Source organism: Nioella aestuarii (genome assembly GCF_050896395.1).
Taxonomy (GTDB): Bacteria; Pseudomonadota; Alphaproteobacteria; order Rhodobacterales; family Rhodobacteraceae; genus Nioella; species Nioella aestuarii.
Map to the genome: position 1 here is coordinate 138,259 of NZ_JBPBBA010000003.1, position 23,696 is coordinate 161,954.

25 protein-coding genes are annotated in these 23,696 nt (G+C 60.7%); 12 read left to right on the forward strand and 13 right to left on the reverse strand.

Annotation, left to right across the window (positions count from 1 at the left end; translation table 11 throughout):
- Positions 1 to 25 precede the first annotated feature (25 nt).
- Complete coding sequence (locus ACROHD_RS03480) at positions 26 to 1,060, forward strand: hypothetical protein (protein ID WP_432675941.1); 1,035 nt, start codon at positions 26 to 28, stop codon at positions 1,058 to 1,060.
- Positions 1,061 to 1,259: 199 nt separating this feature from the next.
- On the opposite strand, the gene ispG is transcribed toward ACROHD_RS03480, so the two are convergent.
- The 4 genes from ispG to ACROHD_RS03500 form a co-directional block, all read right to left on the reverse strand.
- Positions 1,260 to 2,384 carry a flavodoxin-dependent (E)-4-hydroxy-3-methylbut-2-enyl-diphosphate synthase gene (gene ispG, locus ACROHD_RS03485; protein ID WP_432675942.1) on the reverse strand — a complete coding sequence of 375 codons (1,125 nt, stop codon included), beginning with the start codon at positions 2,382 to 2,384 and terminating at the stop codon, positions 1,260 to 1,262.
- A gap of 77 nt (positions 2,385 to 2,461) precedes the next feature.
- Positions 2,462 to 3,652: a helix-turn-helix domain-containing protein gene (locus ACROHD_RS03490; protein WP_432675943.1), complete on the reverse strand. Its 1,191-nt coding sequence runs from the start codon at positions 3,650 to 3,652 to the stop codon at positions 2,462 to 2,464.
- Between the two features lie 157 nt (positions 3,653 to 3,809).
- The gene (gene hemA, locus ACROHD_RS03495) at positions 3,810 to 5,033 is read right to left on the reverse strand and encodes a 5-aminolevulinate synthase (protein WP_432675944.1); all 1,224 of its coding nucleotides are present in this window, start codon (positions 5,031 to 5,033) and stop codon (positions 3,810 to 3,812) included.
- A 185-nt stretch (positions 5,034 to 5,218) separates the two neighbouring features.
- The gene (locus ACROHD_RS03500; RefSeq protein WP_432675945.1) at positions 5,219 to 5,803 is read right to left on the reverse strand and encodes a 5-aminolevulic acid synthase; all 585 of its coding nucleotides are present in this window, start codon (positions 5,801 to 5,803) and stop codon (positions 5,219 to 5,221) included.
- Between the two features lie 140 nt (positions 5,804 to 5,943).
- On the opposite strand from ACROHD_RS03500, the gene ACROHD_RS03505 reads away from it, so the two are divergent.
- Positions 5,944 to 7,329, forward strand: a complete 1,386-nt coding sequence (locus ACROHD_RS03505) for a M20/M25/M40 family metallo-hydrolase (RefSeq protein WP_432675946.1) — start codon at positions 5,944 to 5,946, stop codon at positions 7,327 to 7,329.
- Here ACROHD_RS03505 and ACROHD_RS03510 read toward each other — a convergent pair.
- Entirely contained in the window at positions 7,326 to 8,693 is a 1,368-nt protein-coding gene (locus ACROHD_RS03510; RefSeq protein ID WP_432675947.1) for an MATE family efflux transporter, read from the reverse strand. The two genes, ACROHD_RS03505 and ACROHD_RS03510, sit on opposite strands and share 4 nt — an antisense overlap.
- 192 nt (positions 8,694 to 8,885) lie before the next feature.
- Between ACROHD_RS03510 and ACROHD_RS03515 the strand changes: the two genes are divergently transcribed.
- On the forward strand, positions 8,886 to 9,332 hold the full coding sequence (locus tag ACROHD_RS03515; protein WP_432675948.1) for a hypothetical protein: 447 nt from the start codon (positions 8,886 to 8,888) through the stop codon (positions 9,330 to 9,332).
- A gap of 81 nt (positions 9,333 to 9,413) precedes the next feature.
- Here the strand turns inward: ACROHD_RS03515 and ppk2 are convergent, their stop codons facing one another.
- Positions 9,414 to 10,352, reverse strand: coding sequence for a polyphosphate kinase 2 (gene ppk2, locus ACROHD_RS03520; RefSeq protein ID WP_432675949.1), 939 nt, complete (start codon positions 10,350 to 10,352; stop codon positions 9,414 to 9,416).
- A gap of 214 nt (positions 10,353 to 10,566) precedes the next feature.
- Here ppk2 and parE point away from each other — a divergent pair, with 214 nt between their 5' ends.
- From parE to ACROHD_RS03540, 4 genes are all read left to right on the forward strand, one after another.
- Positions 10,567 to 12,528: a DNA topoisomerase IV subunit B gene (parE, locus tag ACROHD_RS03525; RefSeq protein WP_432675951.1), complete on the forward strand. Its 1,962-nt coding sequence runs from the start codon at positions 10,567 to 10,569 to the stop codon at positions 12,526 to 12,528.
- Between the two features lie 41 nt (positions 12,529 to 12,569).
- Positions 12,570 to 13,199: a hypothetical protein gene (locus tag ACROHD_RS03530; RefSeq protein ID WP_432675952.1), complete on the forward strand. Its 630-nt coding sequence runs from the start codon at positions 12,570 to 12,572 to the stop codon at positions 13,197 to 13,199.
- Positions 13,200 to 13,467: 268 nt separating this feature from the next.
- On the forward strand, positions 13,468 to 14,166 hold the full coding sequence (locus ACROHD_RS03535; protein ID WP_432675953.1) for a DUF5765 domain-containing protein: 699 nt from the start codon (positions 13,468 to 13,470) through the stop codon (positions 14,164 to 14,166).
- A gap of 35 nt (positions 14,167 to 14,201) precedes the next feature.
- Positions 14,202 to 14,738, forward strand: a complete 537-nt coding sequence (locus tag ACROHD_RS03540; protein ID WP_432675954.1) for a hypothetical protein — start codon at positions 14,202 to 14,204, stop codon at positions 14,736 to 14,738.
- Positions 14,739 to 14,800: 62 nt separating this feature from the next.
- Here ACROHD_RS03540 and ACROHD_RS03545 read toward each other — a convergent pair whose 3' ends face one another.
- Positions 14,801 to 15,076, reverse strand: coding sequence for a hypothetical protein (locus tag ACROHD_RS03545; protein WP_432675955.1), 276 nt, complete (start codon positions 15,074 to 15,076; stop codon positions 14,801 to 14,803).
- Between the two features lie 220 nt (positions 15,077 to 15,296).
- On the opposite strand from ACROHD_RS03545, the gene ACROHD_RS03550 reads away from it, so the two are divergent.
- The 4 genes from ACROHD_RS03550 (at position 15,297) to ACROHD_RS03565 (ending at position 17,663) form a co-directional block, all read left to right on the forward strand.
- Complete coding sequence (locus ACROHD_RS03550; RefSeq protein WP_432675956.1) at positions 15,297 to 15,716, forward strand: PaaI family thioesterase; 420 nt, start codon at positions 15,297 to 15,299, stop codon at positions 15,714 to 15,716.
- Between the two features lie 87 nt (positions 15,717 to 15,803).
- Positions 15,804 to 16,463, forward strand: a complete 660-nt coding sequence (locus ACROHD_RS03555) for a DNA-3-methyladenine glycosylase I (RefSeq protein ID WP_432675957.1) — start codon at positions 15,804 to 15,806, stop codon at positions 16,461 to 16,463.
- A 17-nt stretch (positions 16,464 to 16,480) separates the two neighbouring features.
- Positions 16,481 to 17,161, forward strand: a complete 681-nt coding sequence (locus ACROHD_RS03560) for a hypothetical protein (RefSeq protein WP_432675958.1) — start codon at positions 16,481 to 16,483, stop codon at positions 17,159 to 17,161.
- Positions 17,162 to 17,222: 61 nt separating this feature from the next.
- Positions 17,223 to 17,663 carry a DMT family transporter gene (locus tag ACROHD_RS03565; RefSeq protein WP_432675959.1) on the forward strand — a complete coding sequence of 147 codons (441 nt, stop codon included), beginning with the start codon at positions 17,223 to 17,225 and terminating at the stop codon, positions 17,661 to 17,663.
- Positions 17,664 to 17,803: 140 nt separating this feature from the next.
- On the opposite strand, the gene ACROHD_RS03570 is transcribed toward ACROHD_RS03565, so the two are convergent.
- The 4 genes from ACROHD_RS03570 to ACROHD_RS03585 form a co-directional block, all read right to left on the reverse strand.
- Positions 17,804 to 19,621, reverse strand: a complete 1,818-nt coding sequence (locus ACROHD_RS03570) for an ABC-F family ATP-binding cassette domain-containing protein (protein ID WP_432675960.1) — start codon at positions 19,619 to 19,621, stop codon at positions 17,804 to 17,806.
- A gap of 113 nt (positions 19,622 to 19,734) precedes the next feature.
- A complete protein-coding gene (locus ACROHD_RS03575; protein WP_432675961.1) occupies positions 19,735 to 20,694 on the reverse strand; it encodes a DUF3179 domain-containing protein in 960 nt (319 codons plus the stop codon).
- Between the two features lie 157 nt (positions 20,695 to 20,851).
- Positions 20,852 to 21,400, reverse strand: a complete 549-nt coding sequence (locus ACROHD_RS03580; protein WP_432675962.1) for a peptidylprolyl isomerase — start codon at positions 21,398 to 21,400, stop codon at positions 20,852 to 20,854.
- Positions 21,393 to 21,899 carry a peptidylprolyl isomerase gene (locus ACROHD_RS03585; protein ID WP_432675963.1) on the reverse strand — a complete coding sequence of 169 codons (507 nt, stop codon included), beginning with the start codon at positions 21,897 to 21,899 and terminating at the stop codon, positions 21,393 to 21,395. The genes ACROHD_RS03580 and ACROHD_RS03585 overlap by 8 nt, the downstream gene beginning before the upstream one ends.
- 161 nt (positions 21,900 to 22,060) lie before the next feature.
- Between ACROHD_RS03585 and ACROHD_RS03590 the strand changes: the two genes are divergently transcribed.
- Positions 22,061 to 22,225 (forward strand): hypothetical protein, encoded by a 165-nt coding sequence (locus ACROHD_RS03590; protein WP_432675964.1) that lies wholly within the window; start codon positions 22,061 to 22,063, stop codon positions 22,223 to 22,225.
- A gap of 124 nt (positions 22,226 to 22,349) precedes the next feature.
- Here ACROHD_RS03590 and ACROHD_RS03595 read toward each other — a convergent pair whose 3' ends face one another.
- Together ACROHD_RS03595 and coaD are read right to left on the reverse strand one after the other, a co-directional pair.
- A complete protein-coding gene (locus ACROHD_RS03595) occupies positions 22,350 to 23,105 on the reverse strand; it encodes a Hint domain-containing protein (protein WP_432675965.1) in 756 nt (251 codons plus the stop codon).
- Positions 23,106 to 23,195: 90 nt separating this feature from the next.
- On the reverse strand, positions 23,196 to 23,693 hold the full coding sequence (gene coaD, locus ACROHD_RS03600) for a pantetheine-phosphate adenylyltransferase (protein ID WP_432675966.1): 498 nt from the start codon (positions 23,691 to 23,693) through the stop codon (positions 23,196 to 23,198).
- Positions 23,694 to 23,696: the final 3 nt, after the last annotated feature.

Sequence of the window (23,696 nt, forward strand, 5' to 3'; positions counted from 1 at the left end):
AAACATGGCTTGAGCGGTCTTCACAATGTCATATCACCTGCCACCCATACGCCTGACCGGGGCCCGGATTTTGCGAAACGGCCAGTTTCAGCGCCGGTCAATTGGAATAACGCGCGGACGGTTGACCACGGGGCCTCTGCCACAGGTCGATCTTGGCGGATACCTCGTACTGCCGGGCATCGTCGATCTGCACGCCGACCGTGTGGCACCCGCGAAGCTTCGGGATTTGGAAGCGATCAAGGCCCGACTGTCCAGAGAAGGCGTGACGACGGCCTGGCTGGCGGTTCCGTCTGACCCCGCCCCATTGATTGATCAGGTTCTGACACGTCTGAATGCGATCCGCGGCGGGATCGACCTGCGTGCCAAACTGATCCTTGCCCCCGATGCGTATTTCAGCCCCGATCATCTGCGCCGATTGGAATCCCAGAGGCTCGATTTCGCCTGTTTCGATTCTGTTGGCAGAACGGATACCGGGGACAGCTCCGGCCCAACCTTCCCACGAGAACTCTGTCGGATGGCCGAATGCCTCGACGCGCTTGGCATTCCCTATGGCAGCCTTGGAGACGCCACTGCAGAAACGCGGGAATATTACCGGATGCTCGGCGCGCGCTTTGTGGAACAGCCGCGCAGCCGGGCTGCGGCGGCCACCGCCCATGCTATGGACGACTGCGTCATTGCCACCGCCGCCAGCCTAAAGCCGAGTGCCAGTGTGGGTGAAGCAAATGGAACCGCACGCCTGGTGGCAGAGGGCCTTTGCGATGCGATTGTGTCGAACGGTGTGCCCGGCGTCATGTCCGACGCGGCCTGGATCTTGGCCAATGGAACAGCCGAGGCGCTGGCGACTGCCTGGTCGCTCATCTCCCGTCGCCCTGCCGAGCTGATGGGGCTGGCCGATCGCGGGGTTCTGGAACCCGGCAAACGCGCCGATCTGACCATCATTCACGAAAAGACCCGCAGGGTTGAGGCGACCATTGCGAAGGGCCGGCTATGCTTTTCCAGCAGCGAGGTTGCGGCGCGTTTCGGGTTGTCCCGCGAGGAAGTCCCAATGGCCGCAGAATGACCATTGCCGACGAACTGCAGCGCACTTTAACCCTTTCGTAATATATCTTTCCTTACTCTTGCCGATGTGTCCGAGGTAGCCGACTGCCAAAGACGCTGAAGGACGGCCCCTGGCGTATTGCACCCAAAACACCGCGCCAGGGGTCGGCCGGAATTCCGGCTGTCTGCCCAAAAAGCTGAAAGAAAAGGTTAAGCCTGGATCATTCTGCTGCGTCGGCCCGCGCGGCATCGATCTCGGCCGCCTTGCGTTCGACCTGTTCGACGATGTGATCCACCATGCCCTCATTGGCCAGCTTATGGGCCTGTTTGCCGTCGAGATAGACCATCCCCGACCCTGCCCCGCCGCCGGTAAAGCCGACATCGGTCAACAGCGCCTCTCCCGGCCCGTTCACCACGCAGCCGATGATCGACAGGCTCATCGGGGTCTTGATATGGGCGAGCCGGTCCTCAAGCAGTTCCACCGTCTTGATCACATCAAAACCCTGCCGCGCGCAGGACGGGCAAGAGATGATGTTGACCCCGCGATGGCGCAGCCCGAGCGCCTTGAGGATTTCATAGCCAACCTTGACCTCTTCGACCGGATCGGCAGACAGGCTGACCCGCAGCGTATCGCCAATGCCCATCCATAGCAGGTTGCCAAGCCCGATGGCGGATTTCACCGTGCCTGTCATCAGGCCGCCCGCCTCGGTGATCCCTAGGTGAATGGGCGCGTCTGTGGCCTCGGCCAGACCCTGATAGGCGGCGGCGGCCATGAACACGTCAGACGCCTTGACGCTGATCTTGAACTCGTGGAAATCGTGATCCTGAAGAATGCGGATATGGTCGAGCCCGCTTTCGATCATGGCATCGGGGCACGGCTCTCCATATTTATCCAGCAAGTGCTTTTCCAAAGATCCTGCATTCACCCCGATCCGGATCGAACAGCCATGATCGCGGGCGGCCTTTACCACCTCGGCCACGCGGGTGGCGTCACCGATATTGCCGGGATTGATACGCAAGCAGGCGGCGCCCGCCTCGGCGGCTTCAATCCCGCGTTTATAGTGGAAATGGATATCGGCCACGATCGGCACCGGGCTTTCCGAGACGATCTCTTTCAGTGCTTTGGACGACGCCTGATCAGGCACCGAAACCCGGACAATATCGGCCCCTGCCTCGGCGCAGGCCTGAACTTGCGCGATGGTGCCCGCCACATCTGTTGTCAGAGTATTGGTCATCGTCTGAACGGAAATCGGCGCGCCGCCCCCCACGGGCACGTTGCCCACCATGATGCGGCGGCTGTGGCGACGGTCGATATTGCGCCAGGGGCGGATGGGATTGTGGGACATGTCAGTCTGCCTCGGGCCTGATCAAACGCTGTTACCCGTCAGATAGCCCTTGCGCCGGGGCGCGGCAACGGGGTGCGTCAGTTATCGTCGCTCAGAACCAGAGCTGCCACGCGCGGCAGGTCGGGATCGGCGGCGGCATCGGCCATCACGTAATTGTCCGACAGCGCATCAGCGGTCAGAACGACGTCACGGGCAATGGAGGTTCCGGGTCCGGCGGGGCCAAGGGTCACGCCATTTACCGCGAAATAAAGCGAGCCGGAATTGCCCGCCCGCAGGGTCGGCAGATCGGCGCCTTCGGGCAGGGTGTAGCTGTCACCCGCATTGAGCGTGCCTTCGAACAAAACGGTGCCGGAGGCAGAGCTCACGCGGATCCAAGACGGGCGCACGGCAAAGAGCACGACCTCATCGGAAGTCGGAGCCTCAGTCACCTGAACGGCACCAGCCAGTTCATAACTTTCCTCGGGCGCGGTCGGACGGGCAAGGCCCGGTGGCTGCGCAAATTCACCAACCGCATCTGGGTCAAGCGTCGCAATGGCCTCGTCGCGTGGGGTCAGGACCGGAGTGTCGAGCGCCTGAGGACGATAAAGCCGGTCAATCGGATCGACCGTGGGCAAGCGCGGTGTCGTGGCATCGGGCAGATCCGTCGCGGCAAGCGACATGACACCAGCCGCTTCGACAGGGTCAAGCGTGGCGACCGTCTGCGGTGCCTCTTCAACGGGCACGAACTGAACCCGCTGGATTTCGGTCAGAACCGACCACGCCCCGTATCCGATGACACCCACAAGGGCGATCAGGACAGCGGCAGAACCAAGCGCGCCGGGTTCCAGCCGGTTGAAAAGGCTTTCGCGTTCGGGTGCGAACGACACGCGGGCGGTGGACATCACATCATTGGGATTCAAACGCCGCGGAGCATCCCCAAAGACCCGCTTCGCCTTTTGGGCCTGAGTCGCGCTGTCGCCATGAACGCCGTAGAAACCCGCCTCCTGGCTGAAGCGGCGGAACGTCCATTCCGGATCCATGCCCAAATAGCGCGCATATGAGCGCACATAGCCGGCCACGAACCCTTTGGTCGCGAAGACAGAAAGATCAGCGTTTTCGATGGCCGCGATGTGAGAGGCCTTGATCTTCAGCTCTCGTTCCACATCCAGCAATGATTTTCCAAGGGTCGCGCGTTCACCGCGCATCAGATCACCCAAGGGCACGTCGAGCGTGTCAAGTTCGTCAAATGGCAAGCTGCCACTGTTTGACGTATCTGTGTTCATGCCCATGCGGCCCTGCGCCCCGCGATACAAGCTTCGGTCATTGACGGTTTTCCGATCTACCGACCGAAGACATCCCCATTACTCCCCGGTGATTCCCCAAAATCACCGGTGTTAGTGGGGTGTTAACACAAGATAGGGTTGTTTTGCACCTGCGGAACCTGCGTCAGGCACTCATTTCGGCACGATTCAGCGCACAGTGGTTCCAAAGCGCGTCCATCGCCCTCACCAGACCGTCCAGCATCTTGGGATCATGGACCGGAGACGGGGTGAAGCGCAGGCGCTCTGTTCCGCGCGGAACGGTCGGGAAATTGATCGGCTGGACATAGATGCCGTATTCCGACAGCAGCATGTCCGAGATCTTCTTTGTATGGACCGGATCGCCCACCATGACCGGGACAATATGGCTGCCGTGATCAATGATCGGCAGGCCCATGCCCTTAAGCCGCAGCTTCAGAACCTTGGCGCGTTCCTGGTGCAAATCACGCAACGCCTGATCGGATTTCAGATGACGAACCGAGGCCGCGGCCCCTGCTGCCACGACCGGAGGAAGCGAGGTCGTGAATATGAAGCCCGGCGCATAAGACCTTACGGCATCACACATTTTTGCACTGGCTGCGATATAGCCGCCATGCACGCCAAAGGCTTTGCCCAAGGTGCCGTTGATGATGTCGATCCGGTGCATCAGGTTGTCGCGTTCGGCTACGCCTGCACCACGGGGGCCGTACATACCGACCGCGTGAACCTCATCGAGATAGGTCAGCGCGCCGAATTCATCGGCCAGGTCGCAGATCTCTTCGATGGGGCCGAAATCGCCATCCATGGAGTAGATCGACTCGAAAGCGATCAGCTTGGGCGCGGCCGGATCGTCGGCTTCCAACAGTTCGCGAAGATGCTCAACAGCATTATGACGGAAGATGCGCTTGGCCCCGCCATTGCGGCGCACGCCCTCGATCATCGAGGCATGGTTCAGCGCATCGGAATAGATGATCAGCCCCGGAAACAGCTTGGGCAGGGTCGACAATGTCGCGTCATTGGCGATGTAGGCCGAGGTAAAGAGCAGAGCGGCCTCTTTCTGGTGAAGGTCGGACAGTTCGGCCTCCAGCTCCTTGTGATAGACCGTGGTGCCGGAAATGTTGCGCGTCCCGCCAGAACCTGCGCCGGTATCTTCAAGCGCCTTGTGCATTGCTTCCAGAACGACGGGATGCTGGCCCATGCCCAGATAATCATTGCCGCACCAGACTGTGATGTCCTGCTCCGAGCCATCAGGTTTTTTCCAGACAGCATGGGGGAACTGACCGCGGCGGCGTTCGATATCGATAAAAGTCCGGTAACGGCCTTCTTCGTGGAGGCGGTTCAGGGCGGCATCAAGCGCGGCATCGTAGTTCACTGGCGGTCTCCTTTTCCCGGACCCGTTCGCAAGGGCCCGAAAGACGCGGCTGGCATGGCTTCGGACGGATGCGTTTCCTTTGGTGCCCGAAGATTTGGCTGATCTAGGCCCTGAGGCCCACCCCTCGCAAGTTACAAATTGACGCGCAGGTTACTTTGACATGGATCAACGGACCAGCGGTTTGATCAGTTCAAAACCACGACACGGCAGTCTTCTTGTCCACAATTGGCGACGGCTGTTTCCTCATCCTCACCGATTCCCCATTGGCCGGTCGCGTTCGAAATCGCCATGGCGCGGGATCGGCCAAGCCGGCGATAGTCACCGCGCAGGGCCGCAGACGCTTCGGTATTCAGCTGCAAGCTGCGGCCCGGTTCCCAGCCTTCTGGACGCACCACCAGAACGACGATGCATTCCGGGCCGGAACTGCGCTGCGCCTCGCAGCCCTCAAGCGCGACCCGGCGGGCGTTTTCCTCATCATGGTAATTCGCGGCAGCAACCGTAGCTTCCGACGCCAACCCCATGCCCGGCGCGATGGCAATCGCCCCATAATAGCTGATTGCACCGGACAATTGCGGCGATTGCAGGACCGCGCGGTCGGTATCCGACAGGCTGTCATGCTCGATCAGCTCGACCTCGACCACGCCACGCTCGGCAAAGACCAGACGGCGGGCTTCACGCAGGTTGGGCAAGTCCTGAGCAAATGCAGGTAGACCGGTCGCCACAAGGGCAAGGGCCAGGCCCGAAGTTCTAAGAAAGGATATCGCGCGCATGAAAAACTCCGCTCAACTTTGGGCCGGATGTCCGAAACCTTATCAGGGAATACCGTGTCGCCTGCCCTTCGGCAACATCTGGACAGTGGCGAGCGGGCTGGTAGGCTCCGCCTCAACACGCGATTGTGAAAGGAACCCCCATGTCGCTCGACGCTGTGCTTGCCCGCATTGACGAAAACCTGGAAGCCGCGACTGACCGGCTGATGGAGCTGTTGCGAATCCCGTCGATCTCGACCGACCCGGCGTTCAACGACGACTGCGATCGGGCCGCTGATTGGCTGGTGGAGGAGCTGAAGGGCCTGGGCTTTGACGCCACCAAGCGCCCTACCCCCGGTCGCCCCATGGTCGTGGCCCATGCCAATGCCGACGCCGGGGGGCCGCATCTGCTGTTCTATGGGCACTATGACGTGCAGCCCGTTGATCCGCTGAACCTGTGGAACACGCCGCCCTTCGAACCTGCAATTGAAGACACGCCAAAAGGCAAGGTTATTCGCGGGCGTGGCGCGTCTGACGACAAGGGACAGCTGATGACCTTTGTCGAGGCGTGCCGGGCGTGGAAGGCCGTGCATGGCAGCCTGCCGGGTAAGATCACGCTGTTTTTCGAGGGTGAGGAAGAATCGGGCTCGCCGTCCTTGGTACCGTTCATGCGGGAAAACGCCGCCGAGCTGACGGCAGATATCGCGCTGATCTGTGACACTTCGATGGTCGCGCCCGGTGTGCCGTCGATCCCGACACAGCTGCGCGGGATGCTTAAGGATGAATTCACCCTGACCGGCCCGCGTATCGACCTGCATTCGGGCCATTACGGTGGCCCCGGCCTGAACCCCCTGCGCGAACTGGCGCGGATCGTGGACAGTTTCTATGATCCCAAGACCGGGGCCGTTGCCGTGGAAGGGTTCTATGAAGGCGTCCATGAGGTGCCCGAAGAGATCCTGCGCCAGTGGAACATGTCCGGCTTCGATGAGGCGGACTATCTTGGCGAGGCTGGTTATTCCGTGTCCCACTACGAACAGGGCTTCTCCACCCTTGAAAAGCAATGGGCGCGTCCGACGCTGGAGGTGAACGGGCTTTGGGGTGGCTACCAGGGGGCCGGGTCAAAGACCGTGATCCCCTCCAAGGCGCATTGCAAGATCACTTGCCGCCTTGTGGGCGATATGGACCCCGACGCATTGCGGGGAAAGATCCGCAAACATGTGGCCGACCGGCTTGGACCCGATCTGACGGTCGAGTGGGATCAGGACCTGGAAGGATCACGCGCGCCCGTAATGAACGTGAATCGCCCCGAATTCGAGAAGGCGCGTCAGGCATTGTCCGACGAATGGGGCCGCGAGGCCGTCTTTATCGGCATGGGCGGTTCCATCCCGATTGCCGGGTTCTTCAAGGACGTGCTCGGCATGGACGCGCTGCTCACCGGTTTTGCCAATGACGACGATGCAATCCACTCCCCTAACGAGAAATACGATCTGGAGAGCTTTCACAAAGGCATCCGCTCCTGGGCGCGGATTCTGGATGCACTGACGCGTTAAATCTGCTCTGCGGGGCGCGGTACGTTTGCTGCCGTGCCCCACCAGAAGCGCGCCATCATGGTGAGACCGGCAATCGACAGGCCAATGGCCATTCCAAGCCAGATACCAACGCCTCCCATCCCGAACGAAAATCCCAGCACATAACTGGCAGGCACACCGATCACCCAGTAGCTGAACACAGCGTAGATCATGGGCCGCTTGGTATCCTGAACACCGCGCAGAAAGCCAAGCGCCATGACCTGCATCGCATCCGCCAGTTGGAAAAGCGCCGCCATCGCCAGCAGCGACACTCCGAGGGCGATCAACTGATCGCGATGAGGTTCGGCCGGGTCGAGGAACAGACCGATCAGGAGATCGGGAATACCAAGGAACAGCGCGATGGTCAGACCGACCATAGCCAGTGACAGGATAAGAGCCGCCTGCGCCCCCTTGCGAAGATTGACGGTGTCCCCCTGTCCGAACGCGTTGCCCGCCCGCACGGTCGCAGCGGAACTCAACCCGAGGTGGATCATAAAGGTTGCCGCCGTGATTTGCAGCGCGATGCCGTGAACGGCCAGGGCCTCTTCACTGATCCAGCCCATCATAAAGGCGCTGGCCGTGAATAGCCCACTTTCGGCCAACATGGTCAGGCCAATCGGCAGGCCGAGACGGAAGACCTGCCCGAACGCGTCCCAATCAGGCCGCCAGGCGCGGGCGAGAATGGCATAGCTGCGAAGATCCTTGGCAAGCGCGGCATAGGCCGCAAGAAAAACGAACAGCACAATATTCGTGCCGAGCGAGGCAATGGCCGCCCCGCGCAGCCCCAGCTCCGGCGCGCCAAGATTGCCGAAGATCAGCACCCAGTTCACAAACGCGTTCAACCCCGCCGCCGCCAGCGTCGACCACAAGACGATCTGCGTATATTCCAGCGCGGACAGATGGCTTTTAAAGACCATGGCGATCAGGAAAAACGGCATCGACCACCCTGCGATCCTTAGATAATCCTGCATGGAAAGCGAGAGGTCGGGCTGCTGTCCAAGGGCTAAGAAAATCGGATCCGAAAACCAGAAAAACGGGATGAACGCCAGCCCCGCCAAGGCCGAGATCCAGACCCCCATACGCGTGACCCGGCGCACTTGCACCCTGTCTTCATTGGCAATTGCAGCCGCTACCAGCGGCATCACTGCGATTGCAAAACCTGATCCCAGAAGGTACAGCACAAAGTAATAGGACGTCGCCAAAGACAGCGCCGCCAGTTCCTCGACCCCGTACCAACCCACCATCACCGTATCAGTGATACCGATGGATAATTGTGCAAGATAGCTTCCCGCCAATGGTAGACCGAGCAAAAACACAGCCTTTAGATGATGGCGAAAAGGTGTCATGAGTGGTACTCTTCCTAGTCAGAGGCCGCGTCGAAGCAGCTTCGCAAGCACTTGAAAATTAGTTACAAATTGAATACGCGTTTCCGTATTGGAACCGCACTGTTGCGCCGCACATACCCCTCTTCGCCACATTGGCGCCACAATTTTTGACGAGACATACACGTGCGTAAACAACGAGCAGAAGAAGCAAGAATGCAAGACTCACGTTGGCATAAATTCCTGAGATCCGAAAGTGGCGGTGTCTCGGTTGACTGGACGGTCCTGACGGCCGCGGTCGCCGGTATGGCCCTGGCTGCCACTGCCGTGATCGAAGACGGAATTTCCACACTTGCATCCAACCTTGAAGCCGAACTTCGCACGCAACAAGTCAGCGATGCCTTCGTGGTGTTTACGTCAGCTCATTTCAACGCGCTCTATGACCAAGGCCTGATCGACGAAGCCGGCGCGGAAAGCCTGTTCGAATTCGCAAACGCCATGACGAATGCCGAGATTTTGAACGGCGTCGAAGATGGCATTCTCGCTTTCAACGACGGTCTCATGTCCGACCAAGAAGTGGCCTTGCTTGTCGCGATGGCCAGCGTTGGCTTGCAGCGCAATATCATCAGCAGTGACGAAGTTAACCTTGTGTCTACCTACTAGGCCTTCACCGCGGTTGTCTGCCCCGGATCGGTTTGGCCAGCAAAGAAACGGCGCCCAGAACGGGCGCCGTTTCTTCGTATATTACCGGGTCCGGCGATGATCCGGATGCAGGGATGACCCCAAGATGTGATCTGAGGCGTGGACCACATGGCTGGCATGACCAACGATCAGCGGGTCTGGGGCTTGGGCAATCTCAGGATCCTTGCCGGGATAATCCAGCGTCGACAGGAAATGGCGCATCGTGTTCAGGCGCGCGCGCTTTTTGTCGTTGGACTTGATGATCGTCCAGGGCGCATCGGCCGTGTCGGTATAGAAGAACATCGCCTCTTTCGCCTCGGTATAGGCATCCCACTTGCCAAGGCTCGCCTTGTCGATCGGGCTCAGCTTCCACTGTTTCAGGGGATCGGTTTCACGGCTTTCAAACCGCGCGCGCTGTTCTTCCTGAGTAACCGAGAACCAATATTTGTATAGCCGGATACCGGACCGCACCAACATCCGTTCCAGATCGGGCGTCTGGCGCATGAATTCCAGGTACTCATGAGGTTCGCAAAAGCCCATCACCCGTTCAACGCCCGCACGATTGTACCAGCTGCGGTCATAGAAGACCATTTCACCCGACGTCGGCAGATGGTTGATGTAGCGTTGGAAAAACCACTGTCCGCGTTCCTCGTCCGTCGGCTTGTTCAGCGCCACAACACGGGCAAACCGCGGGTTGAGGTGTTCGGTAAACCGTTTGATCGTGCCGCCCTTGCCGGCCGCGTCACGCCCTTCGAACAGGATAACGAACTTTTGCCCGGTTTCCTGCGCCCAGAGTTGCACCTTAAGCAGTTCGGCCTGAATGCGCGCCTTCTCGGCCTCGTATTCCTTGCGCTGCAATTTAGCGGAGTAAGGGTATTCCCCGGTTTCGAACGCATGGCGGATGTCATCCGTCGTCACCGTGGGAAAGCCCTTGTCAGACCCGTTGGTCTGGCTCGCCTCGGTCGCGTCATTGCGGGCGTCGATGGCTGCGGGTGCGGTCATTACGGTCTCCTTTTCTTTGTCCTGCTTCCGTCTTGCACAAAACCTGGCAGCGCGCCTTGATCGGCATCAAGAAACCGTCACATAACCCGTTTGCACCCGTGGATTGTGCTGGTCCGCCCCTGCCCCACAAAATCCTGCGTTGCCCCTTGTCGGGTGCCCCACCCCTGCGATACCCTGCGAGACAATCAAAAGCACAAGACAAAGAGCAGATGGCATGGCCGACGATCTTCTTTCCCCGCCGGTGGACACCGGAGGATATGACGCCTCCTCGATCGAGGTGCTGGAGGGGCTGGAACCCGTCCGCAAGAGGCCCGGCATGTATATCGGCGGCACCGATGAACGCGCCCTGCATCACCTGGTCGCCGAAATCCTCGACAACTCGATGGACGAGGCCGTCGCAGGCCACGCCACCCGCATCGAGGTCGAACTTCATGCCGATCATTCCGTCACCATCCGCGACAACGGTCGCGGAATGCCCGTTGATCCGCACCCGAAATTCCCCGGCAAGTCGGCGCTGGAGGTGATCTTGTGCACTCTGCACGCGGGCGGCAAGTTCTCGGGCGACAGCTATGAAACCTCGGGCGGTCTGCACGGCGTCGGTGCATCCGTGGTCAACGCCCTCTCAGATCACCTGCGCGTGGAAGTCGCCCGCAACCGAGAGCTTTTCGCGCAGGAGTTTTCGCGCGGCATCCCGAAGGGCCCGGTGCAAGCCATCGGCGCTGCCCCCAACCGGCGCGGCACCACCGTCACTTTCCATGCGGATGAACAGATCTTTGGCCATCACCGGTTCAAACCCGCCCGGCTTCTGAAGATGGTCCGCTCCAAGGCGTATCTCTTTTCCGGCGTTGAAATCCGCTGGAAGTCGGCCATCGCGGAAGGCGACACACCGCTGGAGGCCACCTTCCATTTCCCCGGTGGTCTGGGCGACTACCTCAAGGAAACTCTCGGCACCGCCTCAACCTATGCCGATCAGCCCTTTGCCGGTACGGTCGATTTCAAGGAACGCTTCAACACGCCGGGCAAGGTGGAATGGGCGATTAACTGGACGCCCTCGCGTGATGGGTTCATCCAATCCTATTGTAACACCGTGCCCACGCCCGAAGGCGGCACGCATGAGGCCGGGTTCTGGGCTGCGGTCCTGAAAGGCATCCGCGCCTATGGCGAGCTTTTGGGCAACAAGAAGGCGGCGCAGATCACCCGTGATGACCTGATCACTGGGGGCTGCGCGCTGGTGTCCTGTTTTATCCGGGAACCCGAATTCGTCGGCCAGACCAAGGATCGCCTCGCCACGACCGAGGCGCAGCGGCTGGTGGAAAACGCCGTGCGCGACCATTTCGACAACTGGCTGGCCGCCGATACAAAGGCGGCGGGCGCGATCCTCGATTTCCTGGTGCTCAGGGCCGAGGAACGCCTGCGCCGCCGGCAGGAGAAGGAAACGCAACGGAAATCCGCCACCAAACGCCTGCGCCTGCCCGGCAAGCTGGTGGATTGTTCCAACTCCAGCCGCGACGGGACGGAACTTTTCATCGTTGAGGGCGACTCGGCCGGTGGCTCCGCCAAGATGGCGCGGGACCGCAAGACACAGGCACTCCTGCCCTTGCGCGGGAAAATCCTGAACGTGCTTGGCGCGGCGGGGTCCAAGATTACGACAAATGCCGAGATCAACGATCTCTGCCAGGCCATGGGCGTGGGGATCGGGACGAAGTTCAACATCGACGACCTGCGCTATGACAAGATCATCATCATGACCGACGCGGATGTGGACGGCGCCCATATCGCCTCGCTCCTGATGACCTTCTTCTTCACCCAGATGCGGCCCATGATCGACGCAGGGCATCTTTATCTGGCTTGCCCACCTTTGTATCGCCTGACGCAAGGCTCGCGCCGCGTCTATTGCCTGGATGAGGCGGAACGGGACGAGTGGCTCTCCAAGGGGCTCGGCGGCAAGGGCAAGATCGACGTTTCCCGCTTCAAGGGCCTGGGCGAGATGGACGCCAAGGACCTGAAGGAAACCACGATGGACCCCGAGCAGCGGAAACTGATCCGCGTCAGCATCGACGACGAGGTGCCGGGAGAAACCGGAGACCTGGTGGAGCGCCTGATGGGCAAGAAACCCGAACTGCGCTTCCAGTATATCCAGGAGAACGCGCAGTTCGTGGAGGAGTTGGATGTTTGATTGGTCGTCTTGTTAGGGCAATTTCGTCGCTTGTGGCGCTAATGCTTCTTCCGCTCGCCGTCTTTTCCATTGATGGGCGGGCAACAGCTCAAGAAGCCTTGGATGGCGAAGAACAGCCTTTTTACTATTGTTACGACTATCAGATGTTCCTCGGTCGCCTCGACCGAGATTCGTCTGGCGAATGCAGCGAACTTGAGGATTTCATGGCCTCCTATGAGGCGCGGGATCGGCGGCAATATCTCGAAGACTTCGAGGCACTGTTCTCGGACCCGAACGCGCTCACACGTCTAGCGGGCGCACTAGCCGTGCAGCTAGATGGTGATCTCGTAAGTTCGTTTACTGATTTGGACGCTGCTGACCGCGTGTTGTATGGCGCGTTCCAGAGGAACAACGATCAAGGCCGGGCAACGGTGTATGCGGTCTTCATGTCCTCGGCGAAGGCCAATCTCCTTGGACAGGTTTGCCGTGAAGACGGGGGCGCGAACGGATGTCCGGATGTTGAAGGGTTCATGACGGCTGCGGAGATGTTGGGTGACTCCCGTTCCATTCTGGACACCGTTAGTCCGTTCGACGTCCTCTATTGCCTACTGAGAGTGGATGCACATGCGGGCCCGATCGGCGATGTGCTGTCGAGTCGCCGGTTTAATCTTTGTGTGGTCGAGAACTTGTAGCGAGCGCCATCGACTACGCGCGCGGAGGCGATCCCACGGTCTGTAACTCGCGCTTTATGGCTGCCACATCCGCGCTCCCTCTCCGTTTCGCCCAACCTCACCAAATCGCCTCCGCGTGGGCGCGCGTCATGCCGGAGGCATGCGTCCCGCATGACGATGGCGCGGCGGCTTCGCCTTGGTTCCGCGCCGGGGGCACAGCTCCACCCTTTCCCTTGACCGCTCCCACGCAACCCGCAACAGTTGACGCACGCAACCGGGGGGAACGGGCATGTGTTGGAGCGAAGGGGCCAGTCTGGCGATGGTGGGCGTCGGGGCCGTTGCAACGGTCGTCACCTGGAAACGCGGTGATCCGCCCGCGATCCCGATCACGCTGGCCTTTTTCGCCTCGATGGAGGCGCTGCAATTCTGGGGCTACCAGACCATCGACCAATGTGAGTTACCGGGCAACCAGGCCTCGGCGCTGCTCAGTTACGTCCATATCGCGCTGCAACCCCTCTTCATCAACGCCTTCGGCATGGCGCTTGTCGGCGGCGTCCCGGCCCGGATGTGGAAGACCATCATGGGGCTGACGGCGGTGGTGTCCATGCTTCTGCTGATGCGCATGGTGCCGATGGCGTGGGTGGGCACATGCGTGCCGGGCACGACGCTGTGTGGTCCGCAATGGTGCACCCTGTCGGGATCGTGGCATCTGGCGTGGGACATGCCGCTATCGGATTTCGCGGGCCGCTTTGGGGGCGATGTGTTCCGACATTGGGTGCCCTTCCCCGATTACCTGCTGGCAGTGTTTGTCTTCCCGCTCTTCTACGGGGCGTGGCGATACGTGCTCGTCCATGCGCTTCTTGGCCCGATATTGGCCGCGTCACTGGCGCAATCGCCAAACGAAATGCCCGCGATCTGGTGCCTGTTCTCAGTCGGTCTGGTGCTGATTTCCCTGACGCCCTGGGTGCGCCGGACGGTGACGGGATGACCCGCATCTGCTAGCCTGAGCGGCAGGAGGATAGCATGGCCCCTTGGTTGCAGGTTCTGTTCGCGCTTGTCTTCGCCGGTCTGGCGGGGGCGCTGGTCTGGCGGCTCAGATCCATCGACGGGGCGCTATGGCAGAACCGGCCTATCCTGACCAAGCGGCTGGAAATCTACGATCGCATCGCGCCCGATATGAACCGGATCTACTGTTTCCGGCGGTTGGTGGGGTACTGGAAAGAGATCTCACCCCCCGACATGATCGCCACCAAGCGGCGTCTGGACCGGGAGGTGAATATCTACCGCCATCTGCTGTCCGAAGATTTCTACCAGCGGCATTTCGAATTCATGCAGCTTTGCTTTCACACCTTCACAGGCCAAGGCGAAGACGCCAAGATCCGCGCGGTGGTGACGCATGATCTGGGGGATCGGCGCGTCCATGCGGGATATGACTGGGATGAAGCCTGGGAGGCGATGTTCGCCCCCGACGACCTGCCCACGGATTACCAGATCGACGAGGCCTATATGCAGGCGATGAACGCGCTGAGACGGTCGATCGGGCTGAGGGACGTGGAATAAATACCCCCGGGGAAGCGCAGGGCCGCCCCTGGGTGATGCATGACAAAGTCAGGTTTGTCCGATCAGCGCAGGATCACCGTGCGCGAAATCGGGGTGTAATGCAGCGGCATGGGCGGGCAGCTCAGGCAGGTGTCCGGCAATGGGATCGGACGGGGCATGGGCAGCACCACCGGGAAGGGGAACGGCAGCGGGCGCGGCTCAGGCAGCGGCGTCAGCTTCACGTCGTCTTCGATCACATGCAGGGGCGAGCCAAGCACGATGATGTCAGCCGAAGCGGCGGGGGCAATGGCAGCGACGGTCAGAGCCGCGGCGATGAGGGTCATAACTGGTTTCTTCATGGGTCAAATTCCTTGGGTCATGTGGAGTTGGTCAATTGAGTTGCGCCGGAGGGATGGGAGGAGCCGACACCGAAACCCTGCCAGATTGGCCCGCGTCATCCAAAATCGTGCCGCTGACAGCAATAAACAGCGGTTGGCTATCGGATAACGCGGCGGGGATTGCCGGTTCATTGCCAAGGGCTTACGCTGCAAGCAGCCCAATCTGGAAAGGCCACACCCGATGACAGCCCCTGCCCTTACCCCCGACGATCTGAACGGTTTTCTGGCCGATAATTTCGCGCAATGGGTGCGGGATCTGGCGTTGGACATCACCGAAGTGACCGAATCGCACACCATTTCCCGGATGCCCAACAGCGATCGGCTGGCGCGTGTGGGTGGGATCATCTCTGGTCAGGCGCTGATGACCATGGCCGACACGACGATGGTTCTGGCTACGGCGGGGTTCTTCGGATCGTTCCGCCCCGTGGCCACCACGAATTTCACCTGTCAGTTTCTGCGTCCTGGCGTCGGTGACTGGATCGTTTGCCGGGCCGATATCGTGCGGGCGGGGAAATCCATGGCCTTTGTCGAGGCCGAAATGCTGGCGGAGCCATCCGGCAAGCTCGTCGCACGCGCGCAGGCCACCTTCTACGTGGTCTGACATGCGTTTCTGCACGGGCCCATGCAAGAGCAGGCGCTAGCCTCAAACGACGAGGACCGCTAGGCTTGCCATTGGAGCGGAGGTCTCATGCGCGCATTCAACGACATCTATCAGATCGCCCTGAAACGACACGGAGAGCCTGCGCTTGCCGCCCGGCTCCAGTCCCCGAAACCCGCTGATGAACTAGCCGCCCTGCCGCCTGACCGCTGGCTGTCTTTGATGACACGCTGCATCTTCCAAGCGGGGTTCAACTGGCGGGTGATCGACGCCAAGTGGGACGGGTTCGAGGAGGCGTTCCATGGCTTTGATATCGGTCGCTGCGCGATGATGGATGATGCATGGCTGGACACCCTGCTGCGCGACACGCGGATTGTCAGGAACGGGCCCAAGATTCAAACCGTTCGGGATAATGCTGTTTTTATCCAGTCACTTAATGCACAAGGCGGTGCCGGAACGGTGCTCGGCGGCTGGCCCTCCACTGACTTCGTGGGCCTGCTGGACCTCCTGAAATCGGAAGGCAGTCGGCTTGGCGGAATGAGCGGCCAATACGCCATGCGCTTTGCTGGGCGCGATGCCTTCATTCTCAGCCGCGATGTCACGGCACGGCTGATGGCCGAAGGCGTGATCGACAAGCCCGCCGGGTCAAAATCTTCGATGCGCGCAATACAGGATGCGTTCAACATCTGGATGGACCAGTCAGGGCGCGGTCTGACGCAGATTTCTCAGATACTGGCGATGTCCGTCTGATCCGCTAGACTGGGACCATGCGCTGGATTCTGGGCCTTTTTCTTCTGCTCGCCGCTTGTGGCCGTCCGCTGACCGAGGCGGAACGCGCATTCATGGGTGAATTGCAACCGGGGCTCGACACGGCACCGATCCGCATCGTGGAAATGCCGCTTGTCGGCCTTCGCAGCCACACCCGCCCCGTGCGCCCGCGTGTCACTTGCAGAGAAAGGATTTTCCCGCCGCCAGAGGGGCCTACCGTTGAAAGCCGCGCGGCGGGCATCGCCACATTTCGGCACATCTGGGTTACACCGGACTACTATCTGGAGGATTACCTCGAGGGCTATCCGGATGAATTGCGGCTGGTCGCGGCAATGTTCTTCTCTCATGAAATGACCCATATCTGGCAATGGCAGAACCGGGCTGTGACGGGCTATCACCCCTTGCGCGGCGCATCGGAACACTGGGTTAGCAACGATCCTTATCTCTTTGACATTCCACAGGAAACGCCAGACTTCCTGAGTTACGGATACGAACAGCAGGCCAGTCTTGTAGAAGAATATGTGTGCTGTCGCGCGCTGGACCCGGCCGGGGCGCGCACCGAACGGCTGGAAGATATTCTTCAACCATATCTGAATCTTACCCCTCTCAGAGATCGGATCAGCCAACCCGATATCCGGTTGCCCTGGCAAGATGCGGATCTTCGCGGGATCTGCTCCTGACCCCTTGCGCATCCCAACAATCCGCCGCAGCTTGCGCCGAACACAAATGGAGCGCAGACAGATGACCCAACACGCACTGATCATGCTGGCCGCAGGGCTTGGCATTCCGGTTCTGGCGGCCCTGAATGCGCGGCTCGGGGCCAATATCGGGTCTCCTGCTGCGGCGGCATTCATCTTGTTTATCGTTGCGTTATCAGCCACTTGCGTTGTGATGGTCACTACTGGGACAGGCGCTCTGTCCCGTTTGCCCGGCCAACCCTGGCACCTGTTCCTGGCCGGGATCCTCGTCGCTTTCTACGTGCTGTCCATCACCTATGTCGCCCCACATTTCGGCATCGGGAATGCGGTGTTCTTCGTGCTTCTCGGGCAGCTCATCTCTGCCGCTCTGATCGACCATTTCGGCCTGTTCGGGGCCTCCCAATCCCCGCTGACAGCGCTGCGTGCAGGCGGCATCGTGGTCATGGCGGCAGGTGTTGCCCTGACCCAACTTGCCGCCAGATAGGGCTCTGACCCCGCGCACACACCCCGCACCGACGGGGCGCATATTCAGCTTGGCGCAACCCCTGGGGGGAGAAGCGACGCGAGGTGGGCAATATCCCCGATTTTCTTGCTGGAAGATGTCTGCGCGGCGTGGCTACGCGCCTAGCCGCCCGATTTTTCTTCCAGCAGCAACCATTCCTCTTCCGCCTCTGACAGCTTCTGCTGCCTCTCGGTCAAAGCTTCGGTCGCCTTGCGAAATTTCACCGGTTCCAGGGTGAACAATTCGGGGTCAGAGAGCAACCCTGCCAGTTTGCCAATCTCGGCCTCCAGCCGTTCGATGACACCAGGCAGTTCCTCCAACCGGTGCTTTTCCGTATAGGACAGCCCCGATTTCGGTTTGGCGACTGTTTTCGGCTCGGCCACTGGGGCAGATTTCGGCTTCACGGCCCGCGCTGGCTCGGCCAAACCGCTTTCACCCCGTTGTGCGCGGTAATCTGTCCATCCGCCCGCGTAAACCGTGGCCTGCCCGTTGCCCTCCATCGCGATGGTCGTTGTCGCCACACGATCGATGAAATCGCGGTCATGGCTGACCAGCAGCACGGTGCCGGGATAGTCGCCCAACAGATCCTGCAGCAGGTCGAGCGTTTCCACATCCAGATCGTTGGTTGGTTCGTCGAGCACCAGGACGTTCGATTCCTTCGCCATCAGGCGTGCCAGCAGAAGCCGCGCCTTTTCGCCGCCCGACAGTGACCGCACCGGTGCGCGGACCTGGCGTTCGTCAAAGAGGAAGTCCTTGAGGTATCCCACCACATGACGCGGGCTGCCCCGCACCATCACCTGATCGGACGCGCCGGACACGGCCATGGACGGATCGAGCGACAGCGAATCCCAAAGCGTCGCATTGGGATCGAGCGCTGCGCGGGTCTGGTCGAAGACGGCCATCTCCAGATTGGTGCCATGGGTGACTCTGCCAGTATCTGGCGCCAGCCGTCCGGTCAGCACATTCAGAAGCGTGGTCTTACCCACCCCGTTGGGGCCGACAAAGGCCACCCTGTCGCCACGCAGGATACGCAGGTCGAAGGGCTTGAAGATGGTTTTGCCGTCGAAGGATTTGGAAATACCCTGCGCCTCGATCACCCGTTTGCCGGACTTGGTGCCTTCCTCCAGCGCCATCGCGGCGGTGCCCTGACGGCGGATCATGCCGGCGCGTTCGGCGCGCAGGTCGCCAAGCGCCCGAACCCGGCCCATGTTGCGTTTGCGCCGCGCGCTGATACCTTCGACGGCCCACCTGGCTTCGGATTTGATCTTGCGGTTGAGCTTGTGGCGATACTGGTCTTCTTCTTCCCAGATCTTGTCGCGCCAATCCTCGAACTGTGCAAAGCCCTGCTCGTTGCGCCGGACCTGTCCCCGGTCGATCCAGAGCGTGGCGCGGGTCAGCGCATTGAGGAAAGCCCGGTCGTGGGAAATAATCACGTAGCCCGCGCGGGTTTCTTTCAACTGGGTTTCGAGCCAGCCAATTGCCTCGATGTCGAGATGGTTGGTGGGCTCGTCCAGCAACATCAGCTCCGGAGCTTCGGCCAGCAGTTTGGCAAGAGCCGCGCGACGGCGTTCACCCCCGGAGGCTTCGTCCGGCGCGGAGGCGAGGCGCAGTTTCAAACCCTCGGCAGCAGCTTCGACCTTCCAGGCCTCAGACGGGTCCAGCCCGCTGGTGGCATAATCGCCAAGCTTGGCAAAGCCTGCGAAATCGGGGTCCTGTTCCATGTAGCCCACGGAAATACCGGGCGGAAGGATGCGTTGTCCGTGATCGGGTTCCACCAGCCCGGCCATGATCTTCATCAGCGTCGATTTCCCTGACCCGTTTCGACCCACAAGCGCCACCCGGTCGCCCTCGTGAACGACGAGCGAGAGATCGGAAAAGATCGGGTCGCCCCCGAAGGTAAGCGAGATGTCATTGAGCTGGAGAAGGGGTGCGCGTGCCATGATCTCCGCTAGCGCTGCACGGTCGGGAGGTCAAGCCACGAGTGAAGCGGGGGGAAGCGGCTTTGAAGCCGCTTTTCAAAAGGCGCTTCGAAGCGCCTTCCCCGCGCCCGGTTTCACTGTCCCAGCATCCAGTCACCGTCGGGCCAGAAGGCATGGAAGGCAAAGGCGAACATCACGTCATGGGGCAGGTCCGCGCCCTGCCCGTCGCGGACCCGGATATTGCCCACGTCGCGGCCTTCGCCAATGCGGTTGGTATCGAGCGCGGAGGCCTGCCCGGCGGTCCAGCTGAGGAAGACCCCATCTTCTTCGATCTGCCCTTCCTCTGCCAACCGGGTCAACGGCCAGGCCCGGTCGCCAACGCGCACCACCCGCACCAGCGGCGGGATGTCGTGGGGCGGCATTTCCCCGTTGTAGAGGAACGGCCGGGGGGAGCTGTCATAGCCCACATAGGGATTCGTGCCATAGGGTCGGCGCCATCCTGGTTCATCCATCACCAGGCCGTTCGGATTTCGGCTGCGGAACTCTTCCCAGCTTTCCATCCAAGTGGGCAGTGTCACCAGATCCGTGTGCATATGGTGGCCAACGATGCCGCGCCCGATGGCCTGCTGCCACCAGCTTTCGGTTTCTCGGTCATACATGACCATGTCAGAATGCCTGAGCATCCCGGACACACCGAAGGTCAGGATCTCTCCCTCCACGCGTCTATCGAAGGTGATGGCTGAGTTGCAGAGCGGGCAGAAGGTCACGGCAACCGGCACACCTGCCACCTCGTCATTCACGATTTCGTGCCAAGTCAGATAGCGCAGCGGATAGGCGCGCGGCTCGGCCCCATCGAATTCCACGGCGATCACGGGTTCGGTCGGGTCAAGCCGGGTCTCCAGGTCTACGGCGATGAAGCCGGGGTCTGAAAGCGCGGGGATACCGTCGCGGGGCGGGCCGCCGGACATGATCTCGGAGAACTCGACGGCTGTACGGGTGAAATCCGTGTTTGGCCAGGCGTTGCGCCAGCGGTCGGGAGTGGCGGCGGCAGGAACGGCGAGGCTGACGGCGATGAGAAAGGCAAACAGGCGCATGTGAGATCCTCCTGCCCGGAACGCTGACAGAAAGGAAGCGATTGCGACAGCCCCGCTCACGCGAAGGTTATGGAGGGTGAGTGGACCGCGGGGGGACGCGTGGCGGCTGGCCCCCACCAAAATGCAGGGGCCAGCTGAGCTCAGTGCCGAGAAAGGATCAGTCGATCACACGCATCGCAGTGATGTAATCGGGCTGACCGACAACCGCGCCGTTGCGTCCGGCCCCGCGCTTGATGGCATCCACGACATCCATCCCTTCGATCACCTGGCCCACGACGGTATATTGCCCGTCGAGCTGCGGCACGTGGTCGAACATAATGAAGAACTGGGAATTGGCCGAGTTCGGATCCTGCGCACGGGCCATGCCGACGATGCCCCGTTCAAAGCTGATCTCGGGATCAAACTCCGCCGGAAGGTCTGGGTAATCCGACCCGCCCCGCCCGGCATAGCGCATGTCCTGACCCAGATGGCCGAATTCCACGTCACCCGTTTGGGCCATGAAACCCTCGATCACCCGGTGAAAGACGACATCATCATAGGCGCCTTCCCGGGCCAGCGTGGTGATACGTTCCACATGAAGCGGGGCGACCTGTTCGAAAAGGTCGATGACGATGGTGCCCTCGGCCTCTCCGGTGACGTCGATTTCCAGCGTGGTGGCCGCCGCAGGGGCAGCCATCAGCATCAGGGCAAGCGCAAGCTTACGCATCGGCGGCCACTTTCATCGAGATCATCTTATCGGGATTCGCGGGCGGCTCGCCCCGGACGATCTTGTCCACATGTTCCATCCCCGACACCACGCGGCCATAGACGGTATATTGCCCGTTCAGGAAGTGGTTGTCCTTGAAGTTGATGAAGAACTGCGAATTCGCGGAATTGGGGTTCTGAGACCGGGCCGCGCCGATGGTGCCGCGATCATGGGGCAGCTTGGAGAATTCTGCCGGGACGTTGGGCTTGTCTGAGCCACCGGTTCCCGCAGCGCGGATATTCAGACCCTTGTCGGCATTGCCGTGGGCCACGTCACCTGTCTGGGCCATGAAGCCTTCGATCACCCGATGGAACACGACGCCATCATAAGCGCCTTCGCGGGCCAGTTCCTTCATCCGTGCGCAATGCTGCGGGGCCACGTCAGGCAGCAGCTCGATGGTGACGGGGCCATCTTTCAGTTCGATGATGATGGTGTTCTCGGGGTCTTTGATCTCGGCCATTTCGGGCTCTCCTCAATTCAATATCGCTGAGGAACCTAGTGGTGTGGAAGGGAAAGGAAAAGGGGGTGCGTCGCCTGTTGCAACCTGTTGCGACGGAATCCGGTCTCGCTTGCGTGGAACAGTGTGACCGCGCACGGAACGAGAGCAAGAGGAGCCGCCTCATGATCCTGCCCCATGTTGCCAGACAGATCGCCCAACCCAGCCTGATGCCCGTGGGCTTTGCCCTTGCGTTGGCCATTCTGGCCACCTTCGCAACGCTCACCTCCGAAAGGCTGTGGGCGGCAGAAACCACTGAACAGCCCGCCCCGCAGGCGGTCCAGCGCTAAGCGCTCAGGCCGCTGCGACGATCCCGATCTGGTGCCGGACAGAGGCCGGTAGCTGCCGGGCACTCATCGCGCGGGGAAAGGGCAGTTCGTCCATTTCAGGCACATCCCCGTAGAGCGCTTCGAACTACTCGAAATTGTCGGATGTCCGGCGGCTCACGTTGTCGATAAAGGTTTCCGCAGGCGCACCGTTGGCGAGAATAATTTCGTGTTCCTCGGTCTCTATATGATAGACGGTGTAGCTTTGTCCCAGCTCTGACGAGGGAACATTGGTGATCGTGCTGCCGTTCACCAGCGCGCCGGCATGGCAAAGAACCCCGTCGATCAGCAGCGCGTGGTCTGCGGTGACAGTCAGGTCAGTGTGGGGCACACCGGCCCCAAGCGCGCCCGCCGCAACCCGCACCAACCTCCGGCCAGCATTGCGGTTGAAAGTCGGGAAGATTGTTTGACGACCGATCCATTTGACCGGAACCGGCCGACCGTCTGCCGAGAGAACCTCATCGCCGATCACAAGGTCTTCGACAACGCATTGGCCCGCCGCAGTCGCAATCTGCGTGCCGACGGCAAAGCACATAGGAAACGGCGCCCCTACGTTGATCGTTCCCGGCGAAATGTTATTGGGCAAGGGGTCGGTTGTTGTCGAGATTATCAGCAGTTCAGCAAAGATATCCGTTGTCTGAAAGACCGGATAGGTCAGCCCGCCGATCTCGATCGTGCCGTAATAGACAGTCGGAAAAAGAAGGGCAGGCGACGGGCCGGCCTCACCTGCATCGAATTCATCATCGTCGTTTACGTCAGTTACGGTTCCGCCGGTGGTGCTGCCGTGGAGTTGGCTTCCTGATGCTGAGTATGCCCACTGTGACGCGAAAGTGTAGTCACCCATAAACGCCTTTCCACATCCGCTTCGGGCTACTTCACCCACATACATCATATTCTGCGATGAATATGCGCGAACCAGCACAAAGTCAACGGGTTATTCGGGCAGGAACCTGTCCTGCAAGGCCGTCAGAACCGGAGGTGTTACGAAATGCGACACGTCGCCACCAAGCCGGGCGATTTCCTTGACCAGTTTCGACGCAATCGCCTGGTGCTGCGCGTCGGCCATCAGGAAGACGGTCTCGATTTCCGGGTCGAGCTTTCGGTTCATGCCAACCATCTGAAATTCATACTCGAAATCGGCCACGGCGCGCAGTCCCCGGACGATCACCTGCGCACCCACATCCCGGGCGCAGTCGATCAGCAGGTTTTCAAATGGATGAGCAACGATCTCGGTTCCGGTCTTCTCCGTCAGATAGGCGCATTCGGCCTCGACCATGGCCAAACGCTCTTCCAAGGAAAACATCGGCCCCTTGTCGCGGTTGATGGCAACACCGATCACAAGACGGTCAACGAGCGAGCAAGCGCGGCGGATAATGTCGATATGCCCGAGCGTGATCGGATCGAAGGTTCCCGGATACAGGCCAATGCGCATGGG

What these genes read in the sequence shown, in the direction of transcription:
- ACROHD_RS03480 (WP_432675941.1), top strand. Translation starts at nt 26, where the DNA reads ATGTCATATCACCTGCCACCCATACGCCTGACCGGGGCCCGGATTTTG.
- ispG (WP_432675942.1), bottom strand. Translation starts at nt 2,384, where the DNA reads ATGTCCCACAATCCCATCCGCCCCTGGCGCAATATCGACCGTCGCCAC.
- ACROHD_RS03490 (WP_432675943.1), bottom strand. Translation starts at nt 3,652, where the DNA reads ATGGGCATGAACACAGATACGTCAAACAGTGGCAGCTTGCCATTTGAC.
- ACROHD_RS03500 (WP_432675945.1), bottom strand. Translation starts at nt 5,803, where the DNA reads ATGCGCGCGATATCCTTTCTTAGAACTTCGGGCCTGGCCCTTGCCCTT.
- ACROHD_RS03505 (WP_432675946.1), top strand. Translation starts at nt 5,944, where the DNA reads ATGTCGCTCGACGCTGTGCTTGCCCGCATTGACGAAAACCTGGAAGCC.
- ACROHD_RS03510 (WP_432675947.1), bottom strand. Translation starts at nt 8,693, where the DNA reads ATGACACCTTTTCGCCATCATCTAAAGGCTGTGTTTTTGCTCGGTCTA.
- ACROHD_RS03515 (WP_432675948.1), top strand. Translation starts at nt 8,886, where the DNA reads ATGCAAGACTCACGTTGGCATAAATTCCTGAGATCCGAAAGTGGCGGT.
- ppk2 (WP_432675949.1), bottom strand. Translation starts at nt 10,352, where the DNA reads ATGACCGCACCCGCAGCCATCGACGCCCGCAATGACGCGACCGAGGCG.
- parE (WP_432675951.1), top strand. Translation starts at nt 10,567, where the DNA reads ATGGCCGACGATCTTCTTTCCCCGCCGGTGGACACCGGAGGATATGAC.
- ACROHD_RS03530 (WP_432675952.1), top strand. Translation starts at nt 12,570, where the DNA reads ATGCTTCTTCCGCTCGCCGTCTTTTCCATTGATGGGCGGGCAACAGCT.
- ACROHD_RS03535 (WP_432675953.1), top strand. Translation starts at nt 13,468, where the DNA reads ATGTGTTGGAGCGAAGGGGCCAGTCTGGCGATGGTGGGCGTCGGGGCC.
- ACROHD_RS03540 (WP_432675954.1), top strand. Translation starts at nt 14,202, where the DNA reads ATGGCCCCTTGGTTGCAGGTTCTGTTCGCGCTTGTCTTCGCCGGTCTG.
- ACROHD_RS03545 (WP_432675955.1), bottom strand. Translation starts at nt 15,076, where the DNA reads ATGAAGAAACCAGTTATGACCCTCATCGCCGCGGCTCTGACCGTCGCT.
- ACROHD_RS03550 (WP_432675956.1), top strand. Translation starts at nt 15,297, where the DNA reads ATGACAGCCCCTGCCCTTACCCCCGACGATCTGAACGGTTTTCTGGCC.
- ACROHD_RS03555 (WP_432675957.1), top strand. Translation starts at nt 15,804, where the DNA reads ATGCGCGCATTCAACGACATCTATCAGATCGCCCTGAAACGACACGGA.
- ACROHD_RS03560 (WP_432675958.1), top strand. Translation starts at nt 16,481, where the DNA reads ATGCGCTGGATTCTGGGCCTTTTTCTTCTGCTCGCCGCTTGTGGCCGT.
- ACROHD_RS03565 (WP_432675959.1), top strand. Translation starts at nt 17,223, where the DNA reads ATGACCCAACACGCACTGATCATGCTGGCCGCAGGGCTTGGCATTCCG.
- ACROHD_RS03570 (WP_432675960.1), bottom strand. Translation starts at nt 19,621, where the DNA reads ATGGCACGCGCACCCCTTCTCCAGCTCAATGACATCTCGCTTACCTTC.
- ACROHD_RS03575 (WP_432675961.1), bottom strand. Translation starts at nt 20,694, where the DNA reads ATGCGCCTGTTTGCCTTTCTCATCGCCGTCAGCCTCGCCGTTCCTGCC.
- ACROHD_RS03580 (WP_432675962.1), bottom strand. Translation starts at nt 21,400, where the DNA reads ATGCGTAAGCTTGCGCTTGCCCTGATGCTGATGGCTGCCCCTGCGGCG.
- ACROHD_RS03585 (WP_432675963.1), bottom strand. Translation starts at nt 21,899, where the DNA reads ATGGCCGAGATCAAAGACCCCGAGAACACCATCATCATCGAACTGAAA.
- ACROHD_RS03590 (WP_432675964.1), top strand. Translation starts at nt 22,061, where the DNA reads ATGATCCTGCCCCATGTTGCCAGACAGATCGCCCAACCCAGCCTGATG.
- ACROHD_RS03595 (WP_432675965.1), bottom strand. Translation starts at nt 23,105, where the DNA reads ATGGGTGACTACACTTTCGCGTCACAGTGGGCATACTCAGCATCAGGA.
- coaD (WP_432675966.1), bottom strand. Translation starts at nt 23,693, where the DNA reads ATGCGCATTGGCCTGTATCCGGGAACCTTCGATCCGATCACGCTCGGG.